At 63.0% G+C, this 12,011-nt stretch carries 11 protein-coding genes; 9 read left to right on the top strand and 2 right to left on the bottom strand.

From position 1 onward, the window contains the following. Positions 1–3 precede the first annotated feature (3 nt). From J3E64_RS09360 to J3E64_RS09330, 7 genes are all read left to right on the top strand, one after another. Positions 4–990, top strand: coding sequence for an aldo/keto reductase (locus tag J3E64_RS09360; RefSeq protein ID WP_253342417.1), 987 nt, complete (start codon positions 4–6; stop codon positions 988–990). Between the two features lie 12 nt (positions 991–1,002). Further along, complete coding sequence (locus tag J3E64_RS09355; protein WP_253342415.1) at positions 1,003–1,755, top strand: N-acyl homoserine lactonase family protein; 753 nt, start codon at positions 1,003–1,005, stop codon at positions 1,753–1,755. A 225-nt stretch (positions 1,756–1,980) separates the two neighbouring features. Beyond that, a complete protein-coding gene (locus tag J3E64_RS09350) occupies positions 1,981–2,301 on the top strand; it encodes a 2Fe-2S iron-sulfur cluster-binding protein (protein ID WP_253342413.1) in 321 nt (106 codons plus the stop codon). A 167-nt stretch (positions 2,302–2,468) separates the two neighbouring features. Further along, positions 2,469–3,908, top strand: coding sequence for an NAD-dependent succinate-semialdehyde dehydrogenase (locus J3E64_RS09345; protein WP_253342411.1), 1,440 nt, complete (start codon positions 2,469–2,471; stop codon positions 3,906–3,908). Between the two features lie 189 nt (positions 3,909–4,097). Next, a complete protein-coding gene (locus tag J3E64_RS09340) occupies positions 4,098–5,369 on the top strand; it encodes an alpha/beta fold hydrolase (RefSeq protein ID WP_253342409.1) in 1,272 nt (423 codons plus the stop codon). 23 nt (positions 5,370–5,392) lie between these two features. Continuing rightward, the gene (locus J3E64_RS09335; protein ID WP_253342407.1) at positions 5,393–6,616 is read left to right on the top strand and encodes a cytochrome P450; all 1,224 of its coding nucleotides are present in this window, start codon (positions 5,393–5,395) and stop codon (positions 6,614–6,616) included. Then, entirely contained in the window at positions 6,613–7,629 is a 1,017-nt protein-coding gene (locus J3E64_RS09330) for a hypothetical protein (protein WP_253342405.1), read from the top strand. Before J3E64_RS09335 ends, J3E64_RS09330 begins: the two co-directional genes overlap by 4 nt. 150 nt (positions 7,630–7,779) lie before the next feature. On the opposite strand, the gene J3E64_RS09325 is transcribed toward J3E64_RS09330, so the two are convergent. Beyond that, the gene (locus J3E64_RS09325; protein ID WP_253342403.1) at positions 7,780–8,370 is read right to left on the bottom strand and encodes a TetR family transcriptional regulator; all 591 of its coding nucleotides are present in this window, start codon (positions 8,368–8,370) and stop codon (positions 7,780–7,782) included. Between the two features lie 161 nt (positions 8,371–8,531). After that, positions 8,532–9,743, bottom strand: a complete 1,212-nt coding sequence (locus J3E64_RS09320) for a FadR/GntR family transcriptional regulator (RefSeq protein ID WP_367398616.1) — start codon at positions 9,741–9,743, stop codon at positions 8,532–8,534. Between the two features lie 154 nt (positions 9,744–9,897). Between J3E64_RS09320 and J3E64_RS09315 the strand changes: the two genes are divergently transcribed. Both J3E64_RS09315 and J3E64_RS09310 read left to right on the top strand, forming a co-directional pair. Then, on the top strand, positions 9,898–10,752 hold the full coding sequence (locus J3E64_RS09315) for an SDR family NAD(P)-dependent oxidoreductase (RefSeq protein WP_253342399.1): 855 nt from the start codon (positions 9,898–9,900) through the stop codon (positions 10,750–10,752). A 10-nt stretch (positions 10,753–10,762) separates the two neighbouring features. Next, the gene (locus J3E64_RS09310; protein WP_253342397.1) at positions 10,763–11,986 is read left to right on the top strand and encodes a cytochrome P450; all 1,224 of its coding nucleotides are present in this window, start codon (positions 10,763–10,765) and stop codon (positions 11,984–11,986) included. The last annotated feature ends 25 nt before the right edge of the window (positions 11,987–12,011 follow it).

The raw sequence follows: 12,011 nt of genomic DNA, 5'->3' as shown, positions 1-12,011 counted from the left end.
CCCATGGATTATACCAAACTCGGCACCACCGGTCTTACCGTTTCGCGCATCTGCCTTGGCTGCATGAGCTTCGGCAAGGGGCAGTTCCATTCTGGTTGGACGCTGGACGAGGAACAGAGCCTCCCCTTCTTCCAGCGCGCGTTCGAGGGGGGCGTCAACTTCATCGACACGTCCGACGGCTATGCCGAGGGGCAGAGCGAAATCGTCGTAGGCAAGGCCATCAAAGAGTTCGGCCGGCGCGAGGATCTGGTACTCGCCACCAAATTCTTCGCGCCGACAGGCCCCGGCCGCAATGAATGGGGCGCGTCACGCAAGCATATCATGCAGGCGGTAGAGGGCAGCCTGAAACGGCTGGGCACGGACTATATCGACCTCTACCAACAGCATGCCTGGGATGGCACGACGCCCCTGGACGAAACGCTGCGCGCGTTCGAGGATCTGGTGCGGTCGGGCAAAGTCCTGCACATCGGCGCGTCCAACTACAAGGCATGGCAGCTTGCCAAGGCCTTGCAGATCCAGGCGCTTAACGGCTGGACGCGCTATTCGACCATGCAGGTGCAATATAATCTCGTCTATCGCGAGGAAGAGCGGGAGATGATCCCGCTCTGCCAGGATCAGGGGCTGGGCGTGCTCGCCTGGTCGGCGCTGGCACGCGGCTTCCTTGCCGGCAACCGCAAGCGCGAGGGCGGCGGTGAAACGGCGCGTGCGCAGGCCGACAAGACGGCAGAGCAGATTTACTTTCGTGAGGAAGATTTCGCATTGCAGGCGCTGCTGGCCGAGATCGCGCAGACGCATGGCGTATCGCCGATGCAGATCGCGCTCGCCTGGTTCGCGACCCGGCAGAGCGGCGTGATCCCCATCATCGGCGTGACCAAGATGGCGCAACTCGAGGAATCGCTCGCTGCCGTCGCCATCAGGCTGACCGATGCCGAGCGCGACCTGCTGGACGCCGCCTATGCGACGCGGCCGGTCTTCACCTTCGGGCAGTAGGAGCGGCGGACCATGGGAATTGAGCTGCTTCGCTTCACTTGCGGGTCCTTTCAGGCGCCGCTGACCTTTTTCCTGGGTGGCGAGGATCAAAGTTTGCTGACCTCGCCCGTTCCAGCCTATCTGATCCGTCATCCCGACAAGGGGATGGCGATCTTCGACACGGGCCTTCATCACCGCTTCCGGAGGGAGATTGACGCGCAGCTCGGGCCGGAGGAGGTCGGCTTCGATTTCCGGGAGGGCGACGAATTGGCCGCCCGTCTGCGCGCGGCCGGCATCGATCCGGCCGACATCCGCTGGGTCATCAACTCGCATCTCCACGCCGACCATTGCGGCGGCAACGGCGCCTTTCCCAACGCGACCATCGTCATCCAGCGGAAGGAGCTGGATTTCGCACGGGCGCATATCGACGGCATGCTCTACGCTGACGACGACTTCGAGACGGGGCAATCTTTCCTGGCGGTCGATGGCGAGTATGACCTGTGGGGCGACGGATCGCTGATCCTTTTCCCCACCTACGGCCATACGCCCGGTCATCAGTCGGCGCGGGTGCGTTTGGCGGACGGTGATGTCGTGCTGACGTCAGACTGCTGCTATCTCGCCCGGAACCTGGACGAGCTCGTCATATCTCCCGGCAATTTCGACCGGGAGATGAGCCTCGACGTGCTGCGGCGTCTCCGCTCGATGCGCGAGCGGGGAACGCGCATGCTGTTCGGCCATGATCCCGACCAATGGCAGGGAGTCTCCCAGGGCACGGTCCTCCGGTGAGTATCCGCGCTTTTGTGTTCGGTTTTGCCCCCCATATACTCCGAATGCCTGTCAAACTCTGCTTGCATGGCCAACCGAAATGCGGCAGGTGAAAACGAAGAGTAATATATTAAAAAGACCGCAGCCCTTTCAACAGAACACGGTGGTTCACGCGCTCCCTCTACGCCCGGCGGATGGCCGCGCGAGCGCCGTGCGAGCTGCTGGCGTTGAGGAGAAGAGACTATCATGACGAAAATCTGTTTTAAGGAATATGACGGCACCGAGCATGTCGTTGATGCGAAGGATGGCGAGTCCGTGATGCGCGTCGCGATCGAAAATGGCGTACCGGGGCTTCAGGCCGAATGCGGCGGCAATCTCTCCTGCTCGACCTGTCACGGCTATCTGGACCAAAAATTCTACGACCTGCTGCCCAAGCCGGACGAGAATGAGGAGATGCTGCTGGACGGGACGATCGCTCCCGAGCCGACCAGCCGCCTGACCTGCCAGATCATCGTAACGCCGGAACTTGATGGCATGACCGTTCGCTGGCCCGAGTCGCAATATTGATCCTGGCATTACCGATCGCGACGATCGCAGAGCGGCTATGGCCGTGAGGGCGTCCGCATCGGCCTGCGCCTAAAAATGTCCATCCGCCACTGCAAGATAGCGAGATCGGTTGGAGGATGGCGGCAACGTCATTCTCCCAGGCATCTATTCCACCGAGGTCGAGCATCATGACATTGCAAACCCTGCCCCCCTATCGCGACCGCGCCCTGATCGGCGGCGAATGGATCAGCGGTACCGCCACAACCGATGTTCACGACCCCGCGACCGGCGCAATCATTGCACAGGTGCCGGCGCTGGGCGCCGAGGAGGCCGATCGCGCCATCGCAGCGGCGGAGCGAGCGCAGATCGCGTGGCGCGCGCGCCCGGCGATCGAGCGGGCGGACCTGCTGCATGCCTGGCATGCACTGGTCCTATGCCACAAGGACGCGCTCGCCGCGATATTGACAGCCGAGCAGGGCAAACCACTGGCGGAGGCAGCGGGCGAGATCGCCTATGCCGCCAGCTTCGTGCGCTGGTTCGCGGAAGAGGCGCGCCGCATCGACGGGGAGATCATCCCCGCCCCCCGCTCCAATCAGCGCGTGCTGGTCTGGAAAGAGCCGGTCGGCGTCGTTGCCGCGATTACTCCGTGGAATTTCCCCGCCGCCATGGTCACGCGCAAAGTTGCGCCGGCCCTTGCGGCGGGCTGCGCAGTCATCCTGAAGCCGGCTCCCGAAACCCCGCTGACCGCGCTCGCGCTGGCTGGGCTGGCCGAAGAAGCGGGCATCCCGGCCGGCCTGTTCAACGTCGTGACAGGCGATGCACAGGCGATCGGCGGCGCCTTCATGAAAAGCCCCGTGGTGCGCAAACTATCCTTCACCGGTTCGACCGCGGTCGGGCAGATGCTCTATGCGCAGGCGGCGCCCACGCTCAAGCGTCTATCGCTGGAACTGGGCGGCAACGCCCCCTTCCTGGTGTTCGAGGATGCTGACATCGAAGCTGCGGCGGATGGCGCTATTCTCGGCAAGTTCCGCAATGCCGGCCAGACCTGCGTCTGCGTCAACCGCTTCCTGGTCCATGACAAGGTACATGACGCGTTCGTCGAGGCGCTGGCGGCACGCATGGACCGGCTGGTCGTTGGCCCCGGGACCCATCCCCAATCCACCATCGGCCCGCTGATCAACCAGCGCGCCGTGACGAAGGTGGAGCAGCATGTGGCCGATGCGGTCGCCCGCGGCGGTAAGCTCGTCACCGGCGGCGCGCTCGACCATGATCTTTTCTTCACGCCCACGCTGATCGCCGATGTCCCCGCCGACGCCATCATCGCGCGGGAAGAGACGTTCGGTCCGGTCGCCGGCATCATCCGCTTTTCGGACGAAGCCGACGCGATCCGCATGGCGAACGACACCGAGTTTGGCCTCGCCGCCTATGTCTACACCCGCGACATCGGGCGGGCGATGCGCGTCTCGGGGGCTCTGGAATATGGCATGATTGGACTTAATGAGGCCGCCATTTCCACAGAGGTCGCTCCGTTCGGCGGCATCAAGGCTTCCGGCCAGGGTCGGGAGGGTTCACGGCACGGCATCCAGGAATATCTGGAACTCAAATATGTGATGATGGGTGGATTGTGAACCGGCCAGCGCGCGTCGCGCGGGCTTGCGCCACAAGTCACATAATTCTATTAAAAGTGCTATATTAAGACATCGGACCGGCGATGGGCAAACGGTCAGCATGTCCGCTTCCGGGTTTGTTCTGTTTCCTGCAACGCATGACAGTCTGCCGCAAATCACAAGAATTCTATCTTAGAGAGGATCCTACCAGTGCCGACAATCGACACATTCCGGGCCGAAGCCACCGGTGACAAGGAACTGACCTACAAGCTGCGCGGTCTCGACGCGACCGTGCGGATCGGCCCCGATGCCGAAGCCTTCGATCTGGAGATCGTGGGCGGTGAGATCAAGGATGTGCGCCCCGCGTCAGGCGATGCAGACGTTGTCATCTCCGCACCTGATGCCTTCTGGGCGCAGGCGCTGTCCAAGCCGCTCGCCGAGCCAGGTTATGAGACGGTGACGATGAGCTTTTCGCATGGGCTCAAGATTGAGGGCAACTTTGCGGCGCACGTTGCCGCTTATCAGGCCGCATGGCAGCGTCTTTACCTCGTCTTCCGCAAGGCGGTCTGCGGCCTCAACGAGCGCCGCGCGGAACCCGCTCCCTTCCGCGACACCGACACCGCAGTTGGCCGTTATGGCTATATCCAGGCGAACGGCGTGGAAGCTCGCGTCTATTATGAGACCGCTGGCACCGGCCCGACGCCGCTGCTGCTTCAGCACACTGCGGGCGCAGATAGCCGCCAATATCGTTACCTGCTCGCCCATCCCGAGATGCAGAAGCGCTTCACCATGATCGCCTATGACCTGCCCTATCATGGCAAGTCGCTGCCGCCGATCGGCGTGCGCTGGTGGGAGCAGCCCTACAAGACGACGCGCGAGGAGCTGATGAACTGGGTCGTCGCCCTCGCCGATTATCTCAAGCTCGACCAACCCTTCTTCGCCGGCTGCTCGGTCGGCGGGCAACTCGCGCTCGATCTTGCCGCCTATCACAAGGACCGCTTCGGCGCTTTCATCTCGCTCAACGGCTGGTACGACAATCCGATCCCGCCCGACGCGATCAACAATGACATCTTTCGCACGCCGTCCGTCTCGGAAGATTATCCGATGTCGATCATCCTGGGGGGCACGACCCCCGTCGCGCCCGAGGCGCTGGCGCAGGAAGTTTATTGGATCTACCGCAGCAATTTCCCGGGCGTCTATGCCGGCGACAACGACTATTTCATGCATGGGCATGATCTGAAGCAATGCGGCCACATGATCGACGCGCATGCCAAGCCGCTGGTGGTGATCGAGGGTCAATATGACTCCGCTGCCTATGACGAGGTGCACGGCGGCCCGGCGATCGAGCGCAACGTCCCCGGGTCCGAAGTGATCGTCGCCCACGGCCTGGGCCACTTCGCTCCCTCCGACGATCCGGTGGCCTTCGCCGACATGCTGATCCCGGTGCTCGACCGGGTGCTGGCACGCGTTCAAAGCAAGTAACACAGGGCAAGTGAGGCAGGAACATGACGGACCGGTCGCCGACATTCGATTTCGATCATCAGTCGATCGACTTCAAGGACAATTGGATTGACACTGCCCGCCGGTTGCACGCCATGGATTATCCCATGGCGTGGACCGACGCCCATGACGGCTATTGGGTACTCGCCGACTGGGAAGAGGCGAAGCGCGTCACGACGGATTATGAGAATTTTTCGTCCGACAATGATGTGCACAAGGAACGCGAAGGTTATCGCGGCGTCTCCATCCCGCAGCAGACCTTCCCACTGATGCTGAGCGAGAGCGACCCGCCCTTGTCTACCGCGCGGCGGCGACTGGAAATGCCCTTCTTCACGCCCAAGTCGCTGCGTACCTGGGGGGCGAAGGCAGAGGAATTCTTCAGGGAGGCCCTGAAGAACTGCGAGGGGCGCGACGAGGTCGATCTGGTCAATGACATCGTCATCCCGACAACTGCGCGCACCACGCTCAACCTTGTCGGATTTGAGGCGGACAATTGGCAGGACGCGGCGATGTCTTCGCACCGCGCCATCTATCTGCCGCCCGATCATCCCGACTATCCGCATACGGAAATAGCCAATACGCGGGTGATGTTCTCCCGCTATCTTGCTGACCGGCGCGCGAACCCGACGGGCGACATCATTTCCGCTCTTGCCCATGGGCATGTGAACGGACAACCGCTCAGCGACCCCGAAGCGGAAAGCATGATGTACGCCCTCGTCTTCGCCGGCTTCGACACCACGACCAGCGCGGTCGTGAACGCCCTGATCTGGCTGGCGAGCCGGCCCGGCGCCCGCGAAACGCTGATCACCAGTCCGCAGGCCATGTCGCTGGGCATCGAGGAATTTCTCCGCTTTTTCCCGCCGACGCCCGGTGTCGGGCGCAATGCGCGGCATGATGTGGAAATCGGCGGGCGCAAGGTGCGCGCGGGTGATCGCATCTTTTGCTGGCTGGGCGGAGCCAACCGCGACCCCAAGAAATTCTCCGATCCCGACACGCTCGATCTGACGCGCGCCAATGCGGGCGACCATCTGTCCTTCAGCGCCGGCCCGCACCGCTGCCTGGGCGCGCCGCTGGCCAAGCTGGAGATCACCGCCATGCTGGGGACCTTCATCCGCGAAATGCCCGACTATACCATCGACGAGGATCGCGCCGTCCGCTTCCCGCGAACGGGAACCATCCTGGGTTATTCCAGCGTGCCGGTCCGACTGAATGCGGGAGTGGCGGCATGAGCGTCGTTGCCGCTGCGCAGCGCTTGCGGGCGTCGCGAGACCGCGCCCGCGACTGGCTGCTCGAAAGGGTCTGCTCCAACGGCCGCCCGGCCGACGCCGACAAGGGCAATGGCTGGTCGCGCTTTCCCTGGACCTTCGCTCTGCTGGGCGAAACCGCAGCGGGCGCCTCCGTGCTGGAATGGGCCAATCGTGAAGGCCTTGGGGAGAATGGCGATTTCTCCGCCGGCGTCGCTTATGGCCAGGGGCGGTTCAGCGCCTATCCGATCGGCCACCTCACCATGGGCGCGCTGTTGCTGGAACGGCACGACGTCGCCGCGCGGCTGTTCAACCGGATTGGCGCGCTGGAGCAGAATGGCGGCATGCCCGTCGATGTGCCCGGCGGCCCCTATGCCGACCTCACCGATCTGCTCTCGACCGCGCAGGTGGGCATGGCGGCAATATTGGGCGGACGCATGGATCTGGCGAAGCGCATCCGCGACTGGACGCTCGCCTGCCTGGCCGAACAGCCAGCGCTTCCTAACATCCTCTATACGCTGCGCTCGCCCCAAGGGCTTGTGACTGAGCCCCCGGCCGATCTCGGCTGGGTCGCCGCAGTTAAGTTCCAGGAAGCGCGACAGGCTTATTTCTACCCCGGCATTGCTGCCGGCTTCCTCGGGCTCTATGCGATGCGCACGGGCGACAAGGACGCGTTGGCCGGCGGCCACGCCTATCTCGGCATCAACCTTGCCGGCACACAGGCGCAGTTTGACGATCTCGCATCGGTGCAGGCGTGTAAGTTCGGCTGGGGCGTGGCGCTGATGCAGATCGCCGATCCGACGCACGACTATTCCGATACACTCGTGCAGATGGCCGACTGGTTCATCGCCCGCCAGCGTTCCGACGGCAGTTGGGGGCCCTCCACCTTCGTGTCGCCCGAACCCTCGCAGGTCGAGCTGATGACCAAGACGGCCGAGCATGCGATGGAGGTGACGGCGATTCTTGCGGCGCTCGCCGTTGTAGACGCCCGCGCGTAGCCGACAGGGAAGCGAGCATGAAGGCCTTACCGTAATCAAGCCGGAAACCGACTTCGCGGGCGCGGGATGAGGATGGCGGCCGGGTCTGCGCATCCGCCATTGCAAGGCTGACTGTGGCCCTTTTCCATGTTGCGCTGGACCGCGCCACAGTCAGCCTTGCAAATGCCCCGCGACTTCACCGAGCAAGTCGAAGGTCTCGTCCAGAGTTTTTCCGAAATTTCCCCGGCCGCTCATGTTGTTCTTCAACGAAGCCACTCTGAAGGCGGCATAGCCGGCGGCAGCCACCAGCCGCGCAACCGGATCGCCGTGCGGCTTGCCGAGCCTGTCGGCCAGTCTGTCGGCAATCTCCGCCTCCCACCGCTCTTGCCGCAGGAGCATCAGGCCTCGTAGAGCGGGCGTCTCCGCGATCAGCCAGCCGAGCAATTCCATCCGGCGGCGTTGCGCCGTATCCTGGACGTCCAGCGTCCTGAAACCGTTGCGCAAGGCCAGCATCGGCCCCTCGCTCTTGGGCCGACACCGGATCTCGTCGAAAATGATCGTACCCATTTCCTCGAACTGGGAGAGGATCAGTTCTTCCTTTGTCGGGAAGTAGCGGAAAAAAGTGCGCCGCGAGACGCCGGCGTCTCGCGCGATGTCCTCTATGGTCGTTGCTTCGAACCCATCCTTGACGAAACGCGCCATGCCCGCATCCTGCAAGGCTTGCGCCGTCTCGCGCTTCTGCTGCGAACGGGTCCGAGGCACCCCCGCTATCTTCCTGTTCGCCGGTCTGGCTGGGATCCCCGGGGAAAGTTGCTCGGCTTGGCTGGACATGGGATCACTGTAGAGCGGTCATTGGTAAAATATCAAATGACACCCTGCTTCAGGTGGGCGAGCGACCTTGTTTGACGCAGGGTTGACTCGCATCATTTGTCCAGCATCAATATCTGCCGGACAAGTGGCAGCAATGTCGTCAGTTCCGCTTCGCCGCCGTTCGGTCGTCCTCTGCGCATTTCTGCTTCGGCAATGGCATCCAACATCTCATGGGCCTCATCCGGCTGGAGATTTTCGCGCTCCAGGTGCCGACGGCAGGCAGAGATGATTTCATCTGGATCGGGGGACGCGACTTTCACCCCACCCCCGATTCCCCTCTCGACCCTGATAGCGCCCATACGCTCCAGACCTCTCAGCGCTTCCCGCAATACCGGGCGCCCGACATCGAAACGCTCCATCAGTTCGGGAAGAGTGCCCAGTTGCGCGCCCACCGGCCACCCCGCATCCAGAATCATCTCCCGCAAGTGGCGCGCGACGCTCTCCGCTTTCTTCATCGGCCTGCCCGCCGGAAAAAGTTCGTACGCGCGAACCGCTGCCTGCGTATGTCCCGGCAAACGGAGCGAGTTCGCCGAGGCCCGGAACAGCTTTTCGCATGCGGACACGAAAAGGGTCGAGGCGACATGGGCATCCGCAACCGCCGCCCCCACCAGTGCCGTCGCGATATCCCGCTCGGCGATAGCGACCGGAATGAAGGCTTCCCGATACGCCTCATCCGCCAGCGTTGAATACCAGCACGCTTGCATCGTGGCCAAGGTCACCGAACCCGATATCAACTTGAGGGCGGAATTGCCTGCCACCCGCAACAACAAAGGACGGATGGGTGCGAGCGACCTGATGGTTTCTGGCCTTACCGGCGATTCCACGCTGGCGAGAATTTCCTTCAACTCCCGGCGATCTGCTGCCTTCATGCGGGATGCCGCGCGGTCGATCATGACCTTGTCGGACGCGGCCAGCAGGATCGACAACTCGGCGGCGGGCGCACCCATGAAGTCAATATAGTTGCTGAGACGTGTTATCACCATGGTGGACGGCAGGGAGGCGACGAACATCCCGCCGCCATTTCCACGCCGGGATTCGATAAGACCACCTTCCTCCAGAAGGCACAGCGCCTCCCGCATGGCCCATCGCCCTACTCCGGCCGATGTGGCAAGATCGGCTTCGCGACCGATGGGATGACCCACCGGCCAGCCTTCGGAGATGATCCGCTCCTCAAGATTTCGCGCGACTGTTTCTGCGAGTTTCGACGTCCTGGAGGACCTCGCGCCTCCATGATCCGGTTTCCGAATCTTGTCGATTGACGTCACCAAACTTCCTCGCTCCCGCACGCAAAGAGGCTGAGCTTAGGCATTGTCCGCGATTTCTCCAAGCTCAACGAAAGGCCAGGGCAAGCCGCTTGACATCCTACCTCCTCAAATATAATCCCATTTATATAAGTACCGATCGGGAGGGGTGTCCACGATGAACAACCATCCGGCCATTGCACCGGGTCGGGCCGCGGTCATCACCGGCGGCGCGAACGGCATCGGTCTCGCCGTGGCCTTGCGCTGTGCCGCTGCGGGTATGCGCTTGTGCCTGGCCGATATCAGCGAAGGGCTGGCGGACGCGGCCGATGCAGTCGCCAGGGCAGGTGCGCCTGATGTCATGTATCGGACGATCGACGTCGCGGACGTCGCTCAGGTCTGTGACCTCCGCGATGCCGTGTTCGAGCGGTTCGGGGAAGTCGGACTGCTGATGAACAACGCGGCCATCGGCGTCGGCGGCGACCTGTTCTCCGGCCCCGGCAGCTGGGACGGGATCCTCGGCGTCAATCTCAACGGCGTTCTCAACGGCGTGCAGGCCTTCGTGCAGCCCATGGTGGACCAGGGCACGCCCGCCGCCATCGTGAACACCGGATCAAAACAGGGCTTCACCTCGCCGCCGGGCAACACGGCCTACAACGTCACCAAGGCCGCGGTCAGGACATTGACGGAGGGACTGGCCCACAGTTTGCGCCAGATCGAAGGATGCCGGGTCTCGGCCCACCTCCTCGTGCCCGGCTTCACCTACTCCGCCATGATGTCCCGCCATTTCGCGGAAAAGCCCGCCGCCGCATGGACCTGCGATCAGGTTGCCGAAGCCCTGTTGGCAGGTCTGGCGCAGCGCGATTTTTACATCTGGTGCCAGGACAATGAAACGTCCCGCGCGATCGATGAGCGCCGCCTGCAATGGGCGCAGGACGACGTCATCCGCAATCGCCCGGCGCTCTCGCGCTGGCACCCCGATTTCCAGGAAGAATTTGAGGCATTCTGCGCAAGCGGCGGATCGCCTGAGTAGGAGAGAATGAATGGATACGATCACTGAGCTCGATCTTCTCGACCCGGCAAGTTTCGTGCGCGGTCCGCCGCACGACTATTTCGACCATCTTCGGCGCAACGATCCGTGCCATGAACTTCGTGCGCCCTATGGGGACCGTTTCTGGGCGCTGACCCGCGCGGCCGACATTCGTGCGGTCAGCATGGATACCGAGCGGTTCACGTCTGGCCTCGGCTTCCTCTACCCGGCTGCCCTCGCTTCTTCTCTCCGGGCGGCAGGGCAGGACAATGAACATTTCCGGGGCCAGCTGGTCAACAACCTGATGTGGCATGACGGGGCGCATCACGCGCGGCTGCGCGGCTTCCTTGCCAGCGCTTTCTCGCCACGCGTCGTGGCGCGGTTCGAGCACTGGATCCGCGAGATCTGCGTCCGGATCGTCCGGGAAGTGCAGGACAAGCAGACCTTCGATGCGATCCCCCAGATTGCGGCGGAACTGCCCGCGCAGGTCGTGGCCAGCGTCCTCGGCGTACCCGAAGAAGACCGTCACCTGATCGTCTCCTGGGCGAACGACATGTTTGGCCGGATGGATCCCGAGATCGGGTTCGAAAAGGGCGCGCTGGCTCACCAGGGCGTCATCGACTATCTCCACAAGCTGCGGGAGATCAAACTGGCCGAACCCGCCGCCGACATGGCTACGGAGCTTCTCTCCGCCCATCATCAGGGCGATCCCATCACGCTGGACGAATATGTCGAATCGGGGCTCATGATCCTGATCGCCGGATTTGAAACGACGCACACCCTTATCGCTCAGTCCCTCCTGCTGATGGCCACCGACGAGGATGCCCGGCAGCAAGTGGAGACCGGGCCGCTGAAGATCGTCGTCGAGGAACTGCTGCGCATCGCGTCGCCGGTGATGCACATGGGGCGTACCGCGCGCCAGGATGTCGAACTTCACGGCAAGACGATCCGCGAGGGCGAGTTCGTCATGCTGTGGTACACCGCCGGCAACCGCGATCCCGAAGTGTACGAGAACCCGCACAAATTCGACATCTCCCGGCGCCGCGCGGGTCATTCCGCCTTTGGCGCGGGCGGTCCGCACTATTGCATCGGATCGCATCTCGCCAAGCTGGAGGTAGAGATCCTCTTCGAGGAATTCCGCAAGGTCGGGCTGCGGCTCGATCTCAACGGAGAGTGGAAGCACGCCATCACCGTCTCGATCAACGCGATCAGCCGACTTCCCATGAAAGTCGTCTGACGTTCTGCCGACGCCCGCCGATCGA

It is taken from the genome of Sphingobium sp. OAS761, from assembly GCF_024168485.1.
GTDB lineage: Bacteria > Pseudomonadota > Alphaproteobacteria > Sphingomonadales > Sphingomonadaceae > Sphingobium.
Note: the sequence above shows the minus strand (reverse complement) of the source record. Positions and strands in the feature narration are given on the sequence as shown.